Source organism: Haemophilus sp. HMSC066A11 (genome assembly GCF_001811665.1).
GTDB classification, from domain to species: Bacteria; Pseudomonadota; Gammaproteobacteria; order Enterobacterales; family Pasteurellaceae; genus Haemophilus; species Haemophilus influenzae.
The window spans coordinates 47,270-66,710 of the sequence record NZ_KV805886.1; the positions used below are offsets into that span (position 1 = coordinate 47,270).

The 19,441-nt window shown below is 40.6% G+C and carries 11 protein-coding genes; 1 reads left to right on the forward strand and 10 read right to left on the reverse strand.

Annotated features, from left to right (window positions below):
- Nucleotides 1-29 precede the first annotated feature (29 nt).
- Nucleotides 30-2,636, reverse strand: coding sequence for a type I DNA topoisomerase (gene topA, locus HMPREF2813_RS08065; RefSeq protein WP_005687215.1), 2,607 nt, complete (start codon nt 2,634-2,636; stop codon nt 30-32).
- A 95-nt stretch (nt 2,637-2,731) separates the two neighbouring features.
- Between topA and HMPREF2813_RS08070 the strand changes: the two genes are divergently transcribed.
- Nucleotides 2,732-3,649: a LysR family transcriptional regulator gene (locus HMPREF2813_RS08070; RefSeq protein WP_014550734.1), complete on the forward strand. Its 918-nt coding sequence runs from the start codon at nt 2,732-2,734 to the stop codon at nt 3,647-3,649.
- Nucleotides 3,650-3,712: 63 nt separating this feature from the next.
- Here HMPREF2813_RS08070 and pntB read toward each other — a convergent pair whose 3' ends face one another.
- The 9 genes from pntB to HMPREF2813_RS08115 form a co-directional block, all read right to left on the reverse strand.
- Nucleotides 3,713-5,137, reverse strand: a complete 1,425-nt coding sequence (gene pntB, locus HMPREF2813_RS08075) for a Re/Si-specific NAD(P)(+) transhydrogenase subunit beta (RefSeq protein WP_005637794.1) — start codon at nt 5,135-5,137, stop codon at nt 3,713-3,715.
- Nucleotides 5,138-5,147: 10 nt separating this feature from the next.
- Nucleotides 5,148-6,686: a Re/Si-specific NAD(P)(+) transhydrogenase subunit alpha gene (gene pntA / locus HMPREF2813_RS08080; protein ID WP_005631652.1), complete on the reverse strand. Its 1,539-nt coding sequence runs from the start codon at nt 6,684-6,686 to the stop codon at nt 5,148-5,150.
- Nucleotides 6,687-6,946: 260 nt separating this feature from the next.
- The gene (locus HMPREF2813_RS08085) at nt 6,947-9,412 is read right to left on the reverse strand and encodes a glycogen/starch/alpha-glucan phosphorylase (protein ID WP_014550733.1); all 2,466 of its coding nucleotides are present in this window, start codon (nt 9,410-9,412) and stop codon (nt 6,947-6,949) included.
- Between the two features lie 246 nt (nt 9,413-9,658).
- The gene (gene glgA / locus HMPREF2813_RS08090; protein WP_011961918.1) at nt 9,659-11,089 is read right to left on the reverse strand and encodes a glycogen synthase GlgA; all 1,431 of its coding nucleotides are present in this window, start codon (nt 11,087-11,089) and stop codon (nt 9,659-9,661) included.
- Between the two features lie 107 nt (nt 11,090-11,196).
- Nucleotides 11,197-12,498: a glucose-1-phosphate adenylyltransferase gene (gene glgC, locus HMPREF2813_RS08095; protein WP_011961917.1), complete on the reverse strand. Its 1,302-nt coding sequence runs from the start codon at nt 12,496-12,498 to the stop codon at nt 11,197-11,199.
- 22 nt (nt 12,499-12,520) lie between these two features.
- A complete protein-coding gene (gene glgX, locus HMPREF2813_RS08100; RefSeq protein ID WP_005659521.1) occupies nt 12,521-14,497 on the reverse strand; it encodes a glycogen debranching protein GlgX in 1,977 nt (658 codons plus the stop codon).
- A gap of 98 nt (nt 14,498-14,595) precedes the next feature.
- Nucleotides 14,596-16,788 (reverse strand): 1,4-alpha-glucan branching protein GlgB, encoded by a 2,193-nt coding sequence (glgB, locus tag HMPREF2813_RS08105; RefSeq protein WP_014550731.1) that lies wholly within the window; start codon nt 16,786-16,788, stop codon nt 14,596-14,598.
- Between the two features lie 9 nt (nt 16,789-16,797).
- Entirely contained in the window at nt 16,798-18,888 is a 2,091-nt protein-coding gene (gene malQ, locus HMPREF2813_RS08110; protein ID WP_041174625.1) for a 4-alpha-glucanotransferase, read from the reverse strand.
- A gap of 70 nt (nt 18,889-18,958) precedes the next feature.
- Nucleotides 18,959-19,411, reverse strand: a complete 453-nt coding sequence (locus HMPREF2813_RS08115) for a YcgN family cysteine cluster protein (protein WP_041174624.1) — start codon at nt 19,409-19,411, stop codon at nt 18,959-18,961.
- Between the last annotated feature and the right edge of the window lie 30 nt (nt 19,412-19,441).

A 19,441-nucleotide genomic window follows, 5' to 3' on the forward strand; every position in this document is an offset into this window, starting at 1 on the left:
AGTGCGGTAATTTTACCGCACTTTTCTTCTTATTTCTTTCGTTCAACCCATTTTCCATTGGTGAAATCAACAATCCATTTAGTCGCTTTTCCCTCTTTTTCAGAAGTGACATATTGTTTTTTCTCTTTGCGACTAAAACGAACAATCGCTTCATTCTCTTCTGGGTCTTTTTGTGGAGCATCGGCTAAATAAGCTAATTTTTCAGGTAAACGCTCGCGATATTGCACTAGTTCAGCGATTTTAACTGGGCGTGTTTCGCGTGATTTAGGGAAGTTATGGGCTGACATAAATACACCACTCGCACCATCACGCAATACAAAATATGCATCAGATTTTTCGCATTTTAACTCAGGGAAATGTACTGGCTCTTCTTTCGGTGGTGCGACCTCGCCATTTTTCAAAATTTTGCGCGTGTTATCACAATTTGTACATCCCATATACTTGCCAAAACGACCAAGTTTTAGATGCATATCGGCACCGCATTTATCACACTCAACAACAGGGCCATCATAACCTTTAATTTTGAATGAGCCTTCTTCAATTAAATACCCATCACAATTTGGATTATTACCGCAAATATGGATTTTACGATGGGCATCGATTACATAGCTGTCCATTGCCGTTCCACATTTTGTGCAACGTTTACGATCCATTAATGCTTTAGTTTCTGAAGATTCATCTAAAACATTCAATAATTCTGCTTCAGGAATTAAATTAATCGTCGTTTTACACCGCTCTTTTGGCGGCAATGCATAACCCGTGCATCCTAAAAATACCCCCGTACTTGCCGTGCGAATGGCCATATTTCTGTCACAGGTTGGGCATTTAATATCGGTTTCCACGAGATTATTCGGGCGCATACCACCTTCAAGTTCATCTAATTCAGCTTTAGAAAGCTGGCTAGAAAAATCCTTAAAGAATTGATTCAATTCAGTTTTCCAATTTACTGAACCAGAGGCAATTTTATCTAAGGTATCTTCCATATTCGCGGTGAAATCGTAATTCATTAATTCGCCAAAAGACTCATTGAGGCGATCAGTCACAATTTCGCCCATCTTTTCTGCATAGAAACGACGATTTTCAGTGCGAACATAACCACGTTCTTGAATAGTGGAAATAATTGCCGCATAAGTGGAAGGTCTGCCAATACCACGTTTTTCCAATTCTTTTACTAAAGCCGCTTCAGTAAAACGAGCAGGTGGTTTGGTAAAGTGTTGTGTTGGTTGCACTTCTTTTAAAGCAAGTTTTTCTGACACAGTAACTGAAGGCAATTCTTGATCTTCAGGATTTTTACCTATCTGTGGCAATACTTTTGTCCAACCATCAAAACGTAAAATTCTGCCTTTTGCTTTCAAGGTATAATCGCCTGCGGAAACGGTCAGCGTGCTACTATCATATTGTGCAGGTGGCATTTGACATGCTAAAAATTGACGCCAAATTAAATCATAAAGGCGCACCGCATCTTTTTCCATTCCCTCTAAGGATTCAGGCAATGCTCGAATATCCGATGGACGAATAGCCTCATGTGCCTCTTGTGCATTTTCTTTACTAGAATAAAAATTTGGTTTTTCTGGTAAATATTGTGCACCAAAATGATTTTCAATATAGCTACGCGCCATATTCAGCGCATCTTGACTCAAATTGGTTGAATCCGTACGCATATAAGTAATGTAACCCGCTTCATATAAACGTTGGGCTAACATCATTGTCTTCTTAACGCCAAATCCCAAGCGAGTACTTGCCGTTTGTTGAAGTGTTGATGTAATAAATGGTGCTCGAGGGCGAGAACTTGTTGGCTTAGTTTCCAAATCTGTGACAACGTAATCTGAAACATTCAGAAAATCTACCGCACTTTGTGCTTCTTTTTGATTTTTTGGATCAAATTTCTTGCCTTTATAATCCGTAACATCCAAGCGTATAGCTTGTTTATTTTGATTATTCGTAAGGACGGCAACTTCCCAATATTCTTCAGGCTGGAACGCTTTAATTTCACGTTCGCGTTCTACTAATAATTTAACCGCAACCGATTGAACTCGACCAGCAGAAAGCCCGCGTGCCACTTTTTTCCAAAGTAATGGCGACACCATAAAGCCCACTACTCTATCTAAAAAACGACGAGTTTGTTGAGCATTAACACGATCCATATTTAATTGTTCAGGCTTTTCAAAAGCCTGTTTAATGGCATTTTTAGTGATTTCGTTAAACACCACGCGACTAAAACGATCATTGTTACCACCAATCACTTCACGTAAATGCCATGCAATCGCTTCCCCTTCTCTATCCAAGTCGGTTGCGAGATAAATGTGATCTGCTTTTTTAGCAAGCGACTTTAACTCGGAAACCACTTTTTCTTTACCAGGCAAAATCTGATAATTTGCTTTCCAATCGTGATAAGGATCAATCCCCATACGTTTAACTAAGGCGTTACGTTCCTTTTCTGCCTTAATTTTTGCTTTTTCTTCGGCATCCATACCTTTGGTTGAAATTGGTTTAGCTTTTTCACCTGTACTAGAACCAACCGTCGGCAAATCACGAATATGTCCAACGCTCGATTTCACGACATATTGGCTACCTAAATACTTATTAATAGTTTTTGCTTTTGCTGGCGACTCCACAATCACCAAGGATTTACTCATTTGATTACCTAATATCACTAGAATTTTGTAAAATTGGCGGTATAGTGCAAAGTTATGTTGGCAAAATCAAGCATTTTTTCAAAAAAGGTCTATAAATGGATAAACTCAACGCGATTTCTATTTTCTGCAAAGTCATTGAAACCCAAAGTTTTACATTGGCAGCAAAGCAACAAAATATTTCTGTGGCGATGGCAAGCAAATTAGTTTCACAATTAGAAGAACATTTAAAAACACGATTGTTACAACGTACCACCAGAAAAATTATGCCTACTGAAGCTGGAATAATGTATTATCAACGCTGCCAAGGAATTTTACTTGATTTAGATGAAGCAGATTCCAGCATCACCCACCTTACCAGTTCATTACAAGGAAATTTACTGATTTCCGTTCCTCGTGATTTTGGTTTACTTTTTATTGCACCAAATTTACCCACTTTTATGGCTAAGCATCCTCATTTGCATATTGAAGTTGAATTTAATGATAAGAAAATCGATTTATTATCCGAAGGCTATGATCTTGCTCTTCGTATTGGTTATATGGAAGATAGCTCGTTAGTTTCACGTAAAATAGGAACTACTACTGTTCATTTTGCAGCGTCGCCTAATTATCTTGAAACGAATGGTATTCCACAAACGCCTGATGATTTAGAACATCACAATGGCTTACTTTATAAAAATGCAATGAATCAGGTAAATTGGGTTGGTTCACGTATAAATCAAACCCAACGTTTCAAAATCCAATCCAAAGTGGTAAGCAATAGCGGTTTTGCCTTATTAAATATGGCAAAAACGGGACTAGGTATTGCTAATTTACCAAAATTTATTTTAGGTAGAGCCTTTGAAAAAGGCGAGCTTATTGAAATATTACCAGAATATAAACAACAAAAATTAGAAATTCATGTGGTCTATCCAAACAGAAGACATTTACCAATAAAAGTACGGGCATTTATTGAATTTTTATCTGGCTTAGGCTTGTGTTCAGAAATTTTGGAAAATCATGAAGATAATATTTAAATGCTATAAATAAAAATACCGCACTTAAGCAACCCCAAGTGCGGTTATTTTTATACGTGTTTTTTATAATGCTTTTAAGATATCTTCAACGCGATCTTTTGCATCACCAAAGAGCATTTGCGTATTCTCTTTGAAGAATAATGGATTTTGTACGCCAGCGTAACCCACTGCCATTGAACGTTTGAACACAATCACATTTTGTGCTTTCCATACTTCTAACACAGGCATTCCCGCGATTGGGCTATTTGGATCTTCCATCGCCGCTGGGTTTACCGTATCGTTCGCACCTATAACCAATACCACATCGGTATCAGCAAAATCATCATTGATTTCATCCATTTCAAGTACGACATCGTAAGGTACTTTCGCTTCAGCTAAAAGCACGTTCATGTGGCCCGGTAAACGTCCTGCAACAGGGTGAATACCAAAACGAACGTTCACACCACGTTCACGCAATTTTGCCGTAATATCAGCGACTGGATATTGTGCTTGTGCAACAGCCATACCATATCCCGGCGTGATAATCACAGAACTTGCATTTTTCAACAATTCAGCCACTTCTTCTGCTGTAGTTTCACGGTGTTCGCCTTGTTCTTCGCTTGAAGAAACTTGAACATCGTTACCAAAACCACCCGCAATGACGCTCACAAATGAACGGTTCATCGCTTTACACATAATGTAAGAAAGGATTGCACCAGAAGAACCAACAAGTGCGCCAGTTACGATGAGCAAGTCATTATTCAACATAAAACCTGCTGCAGCTGCAGCCCAACCTGAATAAGAGTTAAGCATTGATACTACAACTGGCATATCTGCTCCACCGATTGAAGCCACTAAGTGCCATCCAAATGCAAGCGCAATCGCTGTCATTAATAACACAGGGAAAATGCTTTCTGGATTATTCAAGAATGCAACCATCAATAATGCAGATACCACAAGTGCGGCTAAATTTAATTTATGGCGATGCGGTAACATTAATGCTTTTGAATTAATTTTTCCGCTTAATTTACCAAATGCAACAACAGAACCAGTGAAAGTTACGGCACCGATAAAAATACCTAAAAATACTTCAACATTATGAATATTCGTTAATACTGCTTGCTCTGCTACAAATGCGGCTTGTGCTGCTGCATCTAATCCTTCTGGCATTAACGCCTCATGGTGTAAACCATAGCTATTAAAGCCAACGAGTACAGCTGCTAAACCGACAAAACTGTGAAGAATCGCCACAAGTTCTGGCATTTCAGTCATTTCTACTTTTAATGCACGTTGAACACCGATTGCTCCACCAATGATCATCGCAATAATGATCCAAAATGTTCCTTCAGAATGAGGGCCAAAAATTGTTGCGATAAGGGCAATTGTCATACCAACAATACCAAACCAACAACCTGCTTTAGCAGTTTCATGTTTAGAAAGTCCTGCCAAGCTCATAATGAAAAGTAATGCTGCTAAAATATACGCAGCCTGTACTAAACCTTCAGACATTGTGCGCTCCTTAACCTTTTCTAAACATTGCTAACATACGTTGTGTGACACGGAAACCACCAAAAATATTGATGCTTGCCACCAAAATCGCCACAAAAGCTAACGCATCAATAAATAGATTGCCTGTTGGCTGACGAATTTGTAATAACGCACCTACAATAATAATGCCTGAAATTGCATTTGTTACCGCCATTAATGGTGTGTGAAGTGCATGGCTAACATTCCAAACCACGTAATAACCCACCACACAAGCTAAAACAAATACGGTGAAATGTGATAAAAATGCAGCTGGCGCCACAGAAGCTAACCAAAGGAATAACACGCCAACACCAGCCATCACACCGTATTTCACACGAGGATCTGTTGGTTTAGATTCTTTTTTCTCTGCCACTGGTGCAGCTTTGGTTTCTTGTTTTGGTTGTGCAGACACTTGAATTTGTGCTGGTGGAATTTCTTCCCCATCACGAACAACGGTTACACCACGAAGAACCACATCTTCAAAATCAATATTGATATTGCCATCTTTCTCTTTGCACAAAAGTTTTAATAAATTGACTAAGTTTGTGCCATAAAGTTGAGAAGATTGCGTTGGTAAACGGCTTGGGAAATCCGTATAACCAATCACTTTCACTTGGTTTTCAGTTGTAACAACTTTCCCTGCTTGCGTATATTCACAGTTACCGCCAGTTGCAGCGGCTAAATCCACAATCACCGAACCTGGTTTCATTGAATCTACCATTTCTTTGGTGATTAAACGAGGCGCTGGTTTACCTGGAATGGCTGCCGTAGTAATAATAATATCGACTTCTTTAGCTTGTTCTGCGTAAAGCTCCATCGCACGACGGTTAAATTCTTCCGACATCACTTTCGCATAACCATCGCCACTGCCACCTTCTTCTTTGAAATCAATTTCTAAGAAGCTCGCACCCATACTTTGAACTTGCTCTTTCACTTCAGGACGAGAGTCAAAAGCACGAACAATCGCCCCAAGGCTATTTGCTGCACCAATTGCCGCCAAACCAGCCACACCCGCACCAATAACCAACACTTTTGCTGGTGGAACTTTACCTGCTGCAGTAATTTGCCCAGTAAAGAAGCTACCGAATTCATGCGCAGCTTCAATGACAGCACGATAACCAGAAATATTCGCCATAGAAGAAAGCGCATCCAATGCTTGCGCACGAGAAATACGAGGCACCGCATCCATTGCTAACACATTAATTTTTTTCGCGGTGAGTTTTTTCATTAACTCAGGATTTTGCATGCGCCAAATAAAGCTCACGAGAGTTGCCCCTTCCTTCATTTGAGCGATTTCTTCATCTGTCGGTGCATTTACTTTGAAGATAATATCCGATTGCCAAATTTCAGCCGACGTACCGATCTTCGCGCCTGCCTCTAAAAATGCTTGATCTTCAAAACTAGCTTTAAAACCTGCATCGTGTTCCACGATCACGTCAAAGCCCAATTTCAATATTTGCTGAACCGTTTTCGGCGTTGCCGCCACACGGCTCTCATTCTCAAGCAGCTCTCTAGGTACACCAATTAACATACTGTTTCCCTCTGATTGATGATTGGGTTAATGAAATTAATGAACAAACCTTCGCCTATTCATCGTTAAAATGACAAAAAGTCAAACGGATGCAAATGTATCATTAATTGAATGAAAATAGGTAACGTTTTTAAGTGGTTTTACAAGATATTGTGATAGGGATCACGAAAAATCCCACATAAAAACATCTCAAAAATGTACCGCACTTTCCATAAAAAAACACCACAAGTAAAAAACTTGTGGTGCTTTTAATTTTATTATTAATCACCTAATTGAACAGGCTCAACTTTCCAAATTCTCTCCGCATACTCTTTAATTGTGCGGTCAGATGAGAAGAAGCCCATATTCACGATATTTTGAATAGTACTTGCAATCCATTGGTCGCGTTGTTTGTATTTTTCATCTACGGCTTTTTGAGTTTCTACATAACTGCGGAAATCAGCAAAAGCTTGATAATAATCGTGATATTGCAAGCCTTGTAATAGTTGATGATAACGTTGAGGATCTTCTGGTGAGAATTTACCCTCAATAATTTGATCCACGACTGTGCGTAATTGAGCATCATTTTGATAGTATTCAAATGATCGGTATCCGTCGCGACGAAGTTGCTCAACTTGTTCCACAGTATTGCCGAAAATAAAGATGTTATCTTCTCCCACGTTTTCCAAGATCTCCACATTCGCACCGTCAAGTGTACCGAGTGTCAATGCACCGTTAAGGGCAAATTTCATATTACTAGTTCCAGAAGCCTCTGTGCCGGCAAGGGATATTTGCTCAGAAATATCTGCTGCTGGGATGATAAGCTGTGCAAGGCTCACGCTGTAATTTGGAATAAATACAACTTTTAAACGGTCTTTCAAACGCTCATCATTGTTGATTACATTTGCCACATCATTGATTAAGTGAAGGGTTTGTTTCGCAGCATAGTAAGCCGAAGCCGCTTTACCTGCTAAAATAAATACGCGAGGTTGCCAATCTTTTTCAGGGTTGGCAAGCATTTCATTGTAGCGAGCGATAATATGTAATACGTTTAACATTTGGCGTTTGTATTCGTGAATACGTTTTACTTGCACGTCAAATAAGGCGTGCGGATCAAGCTCTACCCCTAACTCGCGTTTTACGTATTCCGCTAATTTCACTTTATTAGCAAATTTAATGTCAGCAACAGCCTCTTTAAATGCTTTTTCTTGTGCGAACGGTTTGAGTTTTGCGATTTGGCTTAAATCGCAACGCCATTCTGAGCCAATGTATTTATCGAATAAGTCTGCTAATTGTGGATTCGCAACGGCTAACCAACGACGAGGTGTAATACCGTTTGTTACGTTGGTAAAGCGTTCTGGGAAAATACGAGCAAAATCTGCAAAGGTTGAAGTTACCATTAAATCGGAATGAATTTCGGCAACCCCGTTGATTTTGTGTGAACCTACTACGGATAGCCATCCCATACGCACTTTGCGTTGGTAGCCTTCTTCGATAAGAGAAACACGGCGGATAAAATTGTTGTCAGTCGTTACATAAGTGCGGACATATTCTAAGAAGTGATCGTTAATTTCAAAAATCATCTGTAAATGACGTGGCAAGATTTTTGCCATCATTTCCACAGGCCAAGTTTCTAACGCTTCGGACATTAAAGTATGGCAGGTGTAAGAGAAAATGTTACGCGTCATCTCCCACGCTTTTTTCCACTCGAAACCTTCATCGTCCACTAAAATACGCATTAATTCAGGAATCGCTAACGCTGGGTGGGTATCATTTAAGTGGATCGCCACTTTATCCGCCAAGTTTTCAAGGCTGTCGTGGGTGCGTTTGTGACGGCGTAAAATATCTTGAAGCGATGCAGAGACTAAGAAATACTCTTGACGTAAACGCAATTCGCGACCATTCCAAGTAGAATCATCAGGGTAAAGTACACGTGATAAATTTTTATTTGCGGAGTGCTCTTCTAATGCGGCTAAATGTTCGCCACGGTTGAAGTCAGCAAGGTTAAACACTTCGCCTGCGTGTGCCGACCATAAACGTAATGTCGCAGCAGAATTATTTTGATAACCCGGGATCATTTGGTCGTAAGCAAGTGCGGTCACTTTTTCGGTATCTTGCCAAATGCATTTTTTACCCTCGAAATGAATGTTTCCACCAAATTCTACGGTAAAGCGTTTAGATGGACGAATGAACTCCCAAGGTGCCCCTTTTTCAAGCCATGCATCAGGACGCTCGACTTGCTGACCATTTTCAATTTTTTGGCGGAACATACCATATTCATAACGAATACCGTAGCCCATACCCGGTAAACCAAGGGTCGCAATAGAATCCATAAAACAAGCGGCTAAACGACCTAAACCACCATTACCCAAGCCAGGATCAACTTCTTTTTCTAAAACCTCTTCTAAATCCACATTTAATTCAGAAAGTGCTTCCTGTGCTAATCCATAAATGCCTTCTGCAATCATCGCATTAGAAAGGGTACGCCCGATTAAAAATTCCATTGAAAGATAGTAAACACGGCGAGAATCTTCTGATCGAGTTTGGCGAGCAGTAGTGATCCAACCCTCTGTTACTAAATCACGCACAGCGTGAAGTGTTGCATTGAGCCAATCGCGTTGGCTGGCTTCACGTGGAGAGCGACCGATTAAGAAAATGAGTTTGTAAACGATTGATTTTTTAATCGCTTCAACGGTCATTTCAGGACGATTATATTGGAATGGAGAATCAAAGTTATCCATTATCATAGGTAAAACCTCTATTAGAATGCTAAGAAATGATTAACGTAGGGTGTGTGAATTTGCAAAATTCACGCACGTTTGCAAAAATCAATCAAAATTTGACCGCTCTTTGAGTGCGTGAATGTTGTTTACACAGCCGACAAAAGTAGTTCGAATTTTATGCTTATCTTTGTAAAAAACAAGCACAATCACACCGCTTGCAAAATATTCTTTCACAAGCGGTGTGATTGTTAAGAAAGTTTACGAATAAAACTACAAGCGTTCATAAAGTGTTCTATATTGCTCTGCAGCCTTACGCCAGCTGAAGTCTTGTTCCATTGCATCGGTGCGAACCATCGTCCATGCACGCGGTTTTTGCCATAAGGCAAAGGCACGTTGCAAGCAATGGCGGAGAGCTTCAGGCGTTGCATTTTCAAACACAAAACCTGTTGCGGTGCGAGCTTTGATGCTTTCTGAAGCGCTATCCACCACCGTATCCGCCAAACCACCCGTTTTACGAACTAGTGGCAGAGTGCCATATTGCAAACCATAAAGTTGGGTTAAGCCACAAGGCTCAAAACGGCTTGGCACTAAAATCACATCACCACCTGCCACCATTAAATGCGAAAGGGCTTCATCATAGCCGATTTTTACTGCAATATTTTCTGGATATTGGGCGGCAAGCTCACGAATACCTTGTTCCAAGTGCGGTGCACCAGAGCCTAAAATCATCAACTGCCCGCCTTGTTTGACGATTTCGTCTGCACTTTCGATTAATAAATCAACACCTTTTTGCTCGGTTAAACGGGTAACCATCACAAATGCCAAAGCAGATTCATCTTGTGGCAAATTGAAATAGGCTTGCAGTTCAGCTTTGTTTTTCTTTTTACCTGCCATATATTTCAGCTTGTAATGGTGCGGAATGTATTGATCCACGTTCGGATGCCAAATATTTTCGTCCACACCATTTAAAATCCCCACCAAACGACCTTGAGCTTTTAAGCCAGAAAGCAAGCCTTGCAAACCGTAGGCAAATTCTGGTGTCGTGATTTCTTGGGCATAAGTTGGGCTAACTGCCGTGCTTGCATCGGAATAGAACAATCCTGATTTCAAGTAAGAAATTTGTCCAAATAATTCCAAGCCTTCTACGTGGAACATTCCTGTTGGCAAGCCGATTTCATACAAATGATGATAAGAAAACTGCCCTTGATACGCCAAGTTATGAATAGTAAAGACCGATTTTGCTGGTTTGCCTTTGTTGAATAAATACGCCGCACACAAACCTGCATGCCAATCATGAGCGTGCACCACTTCCGCACGCCACCAGTTGTCTAAACCTGTGGCTAATTCTGCCCCCACCCAACCGAGCAAAGCAAAACGTTTGTAGTTGTCGCCGTAGTCGTTGTAATAGGCATCGTGATAAGGATTGCCTTCGCGACCGTATAAGTGCGGTGCGTCAATCAAATAGATCCCGACATCATTATATTCTCCATAACGTAACACCACGTGCCCAGCGAAGTTATCAAATTCGGCAACCACTTGGGTATTCTGAATGCCTGCTGTAATTGCAGGATAAGCAGGCAATAAAACGCGAGCATCTAGCCCAATTTGGTTCTGTGCTTGGGGTAATGCCCCTAAAACATCGGCAAGCCCGCCTGTTTTTAAGAGCGGATAGAGTTCCGAACAAACGTGTAGTATTTTCATTGAGTTTTTTATTTTCCCTATAAATATGAATAATGCTCGATCAGCCCCCCTCTTTGCTAAAGAGGGGGTTCAGAAAGTGCGGTCAATTTTGACCGCATTTTTCCTAACTAATCTAAATGCCCATCTTCTTCAATCTCGTGTCCCTCAAGTTTCTTTAACATTTTCGGGGTTACAAGAATGACTTTGCCTGTTGAGCTAATACGGAAGCGTTTTTTATCTTCTTCTATATCTACACCAATTTGCATACCATCAGGAATTTCGCATTCGCGGTCGATAATACAATTTTTCAACACGCAATTTTTACCGATTTTAACTTGTGGTAACACCACGCAGTGATCCACTTTTGAAAATGCATCAATTTTAATGTGGTCGAATAACACAGAATTGCTGATCGACGCATCGGTAATCACACAACCGCCACCGATAAGTGAGTTATCTACAGGGTGCACATTGGAGTGTTTGTAGAAAAATTTTGATGGATAAGCCTGAATAGGATTGCCACGAATTGGCCAGCTTTGGTCGTAAATATCTAATTGTGGATTTTCAGAGACTAAGTCGATATTAGATTGCCAGAAGCTATCAAGTGTCCCTACATCACGCCAGTAAATTTCGCCCTCGGTGTTGCGTCCCATGCAAGAACGGCTAAATGGGTGAGCATAAAGCGCGCCTTCTTCTAAACATTTTGGCAATACATCTTTACCGAAATCATGGCTAGTTTGTGGGGTATTAACTTCCTGCTCAAGCATTTTATAAAGATAATCCGCATCAAATACATAAATCCCCATTGAGGCAAGCGAAACATCAGGTTTACCCACCATTGCTGGCGGATCTTTTGGTTTTTCCACGAAAGCTTTTACTTTCAAGTTTTCGTTTACAGCCATTACGCCAAATTCGTGTGCTTCAGAACGGGGCACTTCAATGCAACCAACAGTACATTTTGCCCCACTATTGACGTGATCCATTAACATCACGCTGTAATCTTGTTTGTAAATATGGTCGCCCGCTAAGATCAAAATATATTTCGGGCGATAGTGATTTTTAATAATAGCCATATTTTGATATACTGCATCCGCCGTGCCACGATACCAAGTAGAATCGTCAATTTGCTGACGAGCTGGCAACATATCGACAAATTCGCCACGCTCTTGCGGTAAGAAAGACCAGCCTGTTTGCAAATGACGAAGCAAGGAGTGTGCCGCATATTGAGTCACGACTCCAATTCGGTTTAAATCTGAATTAATACAATTAGAAAGTGCAAAATCGATAATGCGACGATTACCACCAAAATAAAGCGCTGGTTTTGCACGTTTATCTGTCAATTCGTGTAAACGTGAACCTCGTCCACCTGCGAGAACAAGCACCAAAGTGTTTTTAACTAAATCATATTTGTTAAGGTCGCCAGATTTCATAAGGATCTCCATAGTCTTATTGTTATTCGTCATTCAGCATACAAAAGCCCATTGAACTAAGTTCGGCTTGTTCTTCAAGGGTTACATTATGTGTGCCGATTTGGGGCTTCCATTTCCCATTAGGCAAGTGAAACACCTGACCTTCGGCTTTGGCATTAATCAACAAAAGCCAACGATTGTCTAAAACCACCTGTAATGCTTTGGTTTGTTGATTTTGCCAATCTTCAACTGTCATCGGTTCGCCTGCAATGTTAAGCCATTGCACATTCTCATCCGACCACCATTGATCTCGGTTTAAACTGCCAATTTGCTTACGAAGTGCAATCGTTTGTTTGGTCAGTTCAAATAATTCTTCGTTAAAATTTGCCCATTTCAGCCAAGTAATCTCGTTATCTTGGCAATAAGCATTATTGTTACCATATTGAGTGTTGCCGAACTCATCGCCAGCTAACAACATAGGTGTACCATTCGCCAGCAATAAACTCATTAATAATCCGCTTTGTGCAAAAGTGCGGTTATTTTCCACCGCACTTTTTTGTGGCTCAGCAAGATTCTCAGTCGAACCCTCTATGCCGTGGTTGTAGCTGTAGTTTTCGTTTCTGCCGTCGTGATTTTCTTCGCCGTTCGCTTCATTATGTTTTTGGTTGTAACTCACTAAATCTTTAAGCGTAAAACCATCGTGAGCGGTAATAAAATTAAGTGTAGTATGTGGCAAGCGGTCATTTTTCTTAAATAAATCGCTAGAACCTGCAAAACGTTCTGCAAATGCACCAATTTCGCCACTTTTCCATAGCCAGAAACGGCAGAGATCATCGCGGAATCGGTCGTTCCATTCGGCAAAATAACTTGGGAAATTGCCGACTTGATAACCGTAATGTCCAATATCCCAAGGCTCGGCAATCAATTTAATATTTTGTAAACTTGGCTCATTTTTTATGTCAGTAAAAAGCTGAGCTGACGAATTGAAATCAGGTGTATTACGCCCAAGCACCGAGGCTAAATCAAAACGGAAACCATCAATGTGGCATTGCTCCACCCAATAACGCAGGCAATCCACCACCCACTTTCGCCCTACATCAGAGGATAAATTGAGCATATTGCCGCAGCCTGTCCAATTGATATAACGCCCTTGATCGTTGCGCCAATAGTAAGTTTGATCATCAATACCACGCTGGCTGAATGTTGGGTAAGTTTGCTCTGATTCTGCGGAATGGTTAAACACCACATCTAAAATAACTTCAATGCCCGCATTGTGAAACGCCTTTACCATCGCTTTAAATTCAGCTAATGGATTATTTGTTGCCGCATATTTAGGTTCTACCGCAAACATCGCTAAGGGATTGTATCCCCAATAATTTTGTAAGCCTCGTGCCTGTAAGTTCGGTTCATTTATATGGAAATTTACAGGCAGCAACTCCACCGCAGTTACGCCTAATTCTTTCAAATACGCCAAATTCACAGGATGAGCTAATCCAGTATAAGTACCACGCAACGCCGCAGGGATTTTCTCGTTTAACTGGCTAAACCCTTTAGCATGTAATTCATACACAATGGTTTCAGCCCAAGGCGTATTGGGGGAGGTATCATTTTCCCAATCAAAATCTTCAGAAATAATCACCGCTCTTGGCGCAATATGAGCATTATCGCGATGATCATTCATTAAAAACCAAGAACGACTTTCTTCGGTAGTTAAATCCGGTTTACCATTCACGGCTTTCGCATAGGGATCGAGTATCAATTTCTGCGGATTGGCAAATTCGCCGTGAATACGAAAACCATATTCCGTACCAGTTTTCACGCCAGTTACCGCCAAATGCCACATATTTTCAGTACGCACCATTGGCAAGCGAGTTTCTTGATTTTGTTCGGCAAATAGGCAAAGTTCCACGCCTGTTGCCGCAGCGGAAAACAGGGCGAAATTGGTAATTTGCACGTTGTTTTCGACCGCTTGTGAGTATCCCATTGGAATAGGATTGCCGTTGTTGTAGATTTTGAACATATTTTTATCGCTTTTGTAGGGGCAAATTACATTTGCCCAAAAACATCGGTGGTTTATCAGGGCGAATGTAATTCGCCCCTACAATTTATCTATTCGGATTATTTCGTCTTCAATCTCAAATAAACTGTTGCTAACGGCGGAATGGACACTGAAATCGAATTTTCTCGTCCGTGGCTTTCGATTTTTTCACTTGCGACACAACCAAAATTGCCCACGTTAGAGCCTTGATAATACATAGAATCAGTATTCAGAATTTCTTCATAAGTGCCTGCAACATTTACCCCAATACGGTAATTATGGCGAGGCACAGGGGTAAAATTACTGACGACAATAATACGTTCTCCGTTTGAACTGCGACGTTCAAAGGCGAACACAGAATTTGCCGCATCATCAACGACAAGCCAATCGAAACCCTCTGGGGAGTTGTCGAGCTCAAAGAGCGGTCGATTTTTTTGATAAATTTGATTGAGGTCTTTAACCAGCTTCAATACGCCTTTGTGCCAGCCTCCGCCAATATTTTCATCAAGCAAGAACCAGTCCAAACTTTCTTCGTAATTCCACTCACGACCTTGGGCAAATTCATTCCCCATAAAGAGCAATTTTTTGCCTGGGTAGCCCCACATATAACCGTAATATGCACGCAAGTTAGCGAATTTTTGCCACGTATCGCCTGGCATCTTGCCAAGAAGTGAATATTTACCGTGAACCACTTCATCGTGAGAAAGTGGTAGCACAAAATTTTCGCTGTATTGATATACCATTCCAAAGGTCATTTTGTTGTGATGATATTGGCGGTAAATGGGGTCAAGCTGCATATAAGCCAGCGTATCGTTCATCCAGCCCATATTCCATTTAAAATTAAAGCCCAATCCACCATTTTCGCTTGGGTGGGTTACGCCTGCAAAAGAGGTAGATTCCTCCGCAATAGAAATTGCACCCGCCATTTCACTGTGAATTTTCCAGTTGGTATGTTTTAAAAACTCGATGGCTTCTAAATTTTCACGTCCGCCGTATTGGTTTGGAATCCACTCGCCCTCCGCACGGCTATAATCACGGTAAATCATGGAAGCCACAGCATCCACGCGAATACCATCTACGCCAAAACGTTCAAGCCAATACAGTGCATTACTGGATAAGAAATTTTTGACCTCATTACGCCCATAGTTGTAAATTAGCGTGTTCCAGTCTTGGTGATAACCTTCGCACGGGTCGGCGTGTTCGTAAAGAGCTGTGCCATCGAAAGCACTCAAACCGTGAGTATCACTTGGGAAATGCCCTGGCACCCAATCTAAAATCACGTTGATGCCTGCTTCGTGAGCACGTTTTACTAAACGGCGAAATGCCTCAGGTGAGCCAAAACGACTGGTTGGCGAATAAAGTCCAAGTGGTTGATAGCCCCAAGAACCATCAAACGGAAATTCAGAAAGCGGTAAAAATTCTATATGGGTGAAGCCCATCTCTTTTACATAAGGAATTAATTCATCAGCAATTTGATCGTAATCTAGCCAAAAATTGTTTTCTAAATTACGACGCCAAGATCCTAAATGCACTTCATAAATAGAAATTGGTTGGTTGCCTTGGTTTGCTTTTTTGCGTGCTTCAGTCATTTCCACTACATTTGGCAAGGCACTCACTTGCGAAGCTGTATCAGGGCGAAGTTGCGAACTAAAGGCAAATGGATCGGCCTTCAAACGAAGATTGCCATGGCAATCAATTAATTCAAACTTATAGAGCTGTCCTAAACTGGCTTTTGGTAAAAATAGCTCCCATACACCACTTTTTAGATGAAAACGCATAGGATGACGGCGACCATCCCAATAGTTGAAATCACCTACAATAGAAACTCGTCTTGCATTAGGTGCCCACAAGCGGAAATTCACCCCGCTCACACCATCACATTCCATAAAATGTGCACCAAGCACTTCATATGGGCGAAGCATAGATCCTTCAGAAAGTAGCCATTGTTCTAAATCGTCAATCATTGGATGAAAACGATAAGGATCTTCGATAATTTGTGCTTCATTACCCCAAAAAACCTGTAATTGATAAGCAAAAAATTGACGACAATTTGGAATAACACCAACAAAAAATCCACGCTCATCGACACAATCCAGTTCCGTTATTTCTTTACCACTTTCACGCTCAATCACCACCACTCGATTGGCCTCTGGCAATAACGTACGAATTTCAATTCCGCGCTCAGTTTCGTGCATACCAAGCGTAGCAAAAGGATCACCATTGCTCGCATCAAAAAAACCATCAATAATTGCTTGTGTTACTGCGGTTGTCATATTTACTCCTTATACATTTCGCCCTTGGTTAATTTGCACAAAGAACGTTTTTAAAGCTTCATTGCTAAAAATAAACGCTAACGGTTGAGCAAGTTTCTTGCACCAATTTGGGTATTCATTTGAGGTGGCCGGTAAATTAAAACTGATTTCTTGGCTAAGTAAATTTTCTAATTGCACACCAATCAATCGGCTGTTACTTTCCGCTAAATAATAATGGATCATTCGATTTAAATAATCGTGCATCGCCATAGAAAGGGCATCGCCTTCATAATGCGGCGGTAAATAATTATCACGATGTAAACTATTTAATAAAGCTTGTTTATCCATAACACGTTGATCATATTTTTGCTTGATCACTTCCCCATTCAGAATACCAAGTTGATTAAATAATTCTAAATCACGGCAATGCCAAAAACTTTGTAATGAGGGAACATCATGTGTACCAATAGTGGCATAAGCATTTCGAGGATAATCAGATATACGAGGAAATTCGCCATTTCGTTGGGCGAAATACAATACAAAATAAGAGAACATTTGAAACTCGTTTAATTTCCACCTCACTTCATCAGGCACAGTGCCGAGATCTTCACCAATAATCAAACATTCATTGCGTACACTTTCAATGGCAAGAATCGCCATTAATTCATCAAAAGGATAATGCACATAAGCACCGTCAGCCGCGGTTTTTCCTTTTGGAATCCACCACAAACGAAATAAGCCCATAACATGATCGATGCGTAGCACACCGAAATATTGCATATTGGCACGTAGCATATCGATAAATGGTGCAAAGCCACGTGCTTTTAATACTGTTGGATTATAAGGCGGCAAATTCCAATTTTGCCCGACTGGGCCTAACGGATCAGGTGGCGCACCAATAGAGGCATTTACACAATATAAATCAGGATCGCTCCATACATCAGCACTGCCACGAGAACTATTTACGGCTAAATCGCCATAAATACCCAACTTCATGCCAGACTGTTTACAAAGATTTTGTAATGCGGAAAGTTGTTCTTCTGTAAGCCATTGCAACCAAGCAAAAAATTGGATTTGCTCATGGTGTATTTTTAATAGAGCTTTTCTTTTTGCCGCACTTAAATGTTGCCATTCCCTACGCCAGCCAAGCCAACCAATGGTATTTTCTTCTGCTTGATGGTCAGCGTGTTCTTGTAAATCCAAGACATTAAATAAACCCTGTAACAACAAAGGTTCACCTTTGTTTTTTAAATACTCAGCAAAGATTTTTCGACGCGTCACAATTTCAACGGATTGACTACGTTGAAAGAAATCAAACAGGGACTCAAGTGCGGTTAATTTTAAAGCCAATATTGAAGAATAATCGACGCAATCACTTTCACGTAAAGCAGCAATTTTTGCTTGAATATCCTCACGCTTAAACCAATTTTGTACTGAACGGCAACGCTTAAATTCGGGTAAATCAGGAATGTCCAAATATAAGAAATTCAACCAACGACGGGAAGATGAACTATAAGGGCTAGCCCAGTTTGGCACAGCAGGATATGGCAAATGTAATGGATTAATTCCCACATAATCCGCCCCTTGTTTTGCACTTTGTTCGATCAAAGTGGCCAAATCGCCAAAATCGCCAATCCCCCAGTTTTGTTCTGAGCGTAAACTGTAAAGTTGCACATTCACGCCCCACACTTTTTTATTTTTTAATACGGATGGTTGAAAAGCTGTTTTAGGAGAAATAAGTAAACGAACGCGGTACTGTTCAGTATCGGAAAAAATAGATAATTGATAATAGCCAAAAGGAAGTGGAGGTAAAGAAAGTGCGGATAAATTTGAAAGTATTTTTTCTAACAGAATAGCATTAGATTCATCAGTCAGCTGATAACGATATTCCGCAGATGGTGGCAAATCTAAACGATTGAGTCGATAATTAATCGGTTCATTTTCAAATGCAGCCAGAACATCATCAAACTGTCCTTTCGCTTTTGGCGGAGGCTGCAAAAGCTCAACAAAAGTTAAAACCGTCTTTTCATCCGCGAAAATAAGATGTCCATCAATATCATAGTGAGAAAGCGCGATACCGCATTTTTCTGCTTTTTGTTTGAGAGAATCCGAGATTTGCATAGACACCACATGACAACTGTATAACTATTGTTAGGGATTATAGCTAAGCTGAAATTGATGACAACCGGCTTTATTTAAAAGTGTGATCTTCGTCAATAATAAATTCAAACCAATCAATCACATCGCGTTCGTGGATACCATTTTTAATCAAAATATCCGCATTTTTTACAGAATGGGGAGAGCCAGAAATAAGCGGATGCCATTCGGGTAGCGTTTTTCCTTCATAAAGCAAACGATAGGCACAAGTATCAGGCAGCCAATGAAAATCAGGTAAATTCTTTTTGGTGAGTTTGGTGCAATCGGTTTCAATGTTAAAACGCTCTGAATAATTACCGCACTTTCCTGTTTCCAGATCTAAAAGATTACAAGCAATTCGGGTGTAATAGAGTTTTTGGCGTTTACCTCGCCCTTGAATATATTTGCGATAACAGCATTTGCCGCAGCCATCACATAAGGCTTCCCATTCAGATTCAGTCATTTCAAGGAGGGATTTGGTTTGCCAGAAATTGGGGTCAAGTTGCATATTGGATTGCATAGTTGATACAAATAAAAA

Coding starts and splice junctions, on each gene's coding strand:
- topA (WP_005687215.1), bottom strand. CDS start 2,636: ATGAGTAAATCCTTGGTGATTGTGGAGTCGCCAGCAAAAGCAAAAACT.
- HMPREF2813_RS08070 (WP_014550734.1), top strand. CDS start 2,732: ATGGATAAACTCAACGCGATTTCTATTTTCTGCAAAGTCATTGAAACC.
- pntB (WP_005637794.1), bottom strand. CDS start 5,137: ATGTCTGAAGGTTTAGTACAGGCTGCGTATATTTTAGCAGCATTACTT.
- pntA (WP_005631652.1), bottom strand. CDS start 6,686: ATGTTAATTGGTGTACCTAGAGAGCTGCTTGAGAATGAGAGCCGTGTG.
- HMPREF2813_RS08085 (WP_014550733.1), bottom strand. CDS start 9,412: ATGATAATGGATAACTTTGATTCTCCATTCCAATATAATCGTCCTGAA.
- glgA (WP_011961918.1), bottom strand. CDS start 11,089: ATGAAAATACTACACGTTTGTTCGGAACTCTATCCGCTCTTAAAAACA.
- glgC (WP_011961917.1), bottom strand. CDS start 12,498: ATGAAATCTGGCGACCTTAACAAATATGATTTAGTTAAAAACACTTTG.
- glgX (WP_005659521.1), bottom strand. CDS start 14,497: ATGTTCAAAATCTACAACAACGGCAATCCTATTCCAATGGGATACTCA.
- glgB (WP_014550731.1), bottom strand. CDS start 16,788: ATGACAACCGCAGTAACACAAGCAATTATTGATGGTTTTTTTGATGCG.
- malQ (WP_041174625.1), bottom strand. CDS start 18,888: ATGCAAATCTCGGATTCTCTCAAACAAAAAGCAGAAAAATGCGGTATC.
- HMPREF2813_RS08115 (WP_041174624.1), bottom strand. CDS start 19,411: ATGCAACTTGACCCCAATTTCTGGCAAACCAAATCCCTCCTTGAAATG.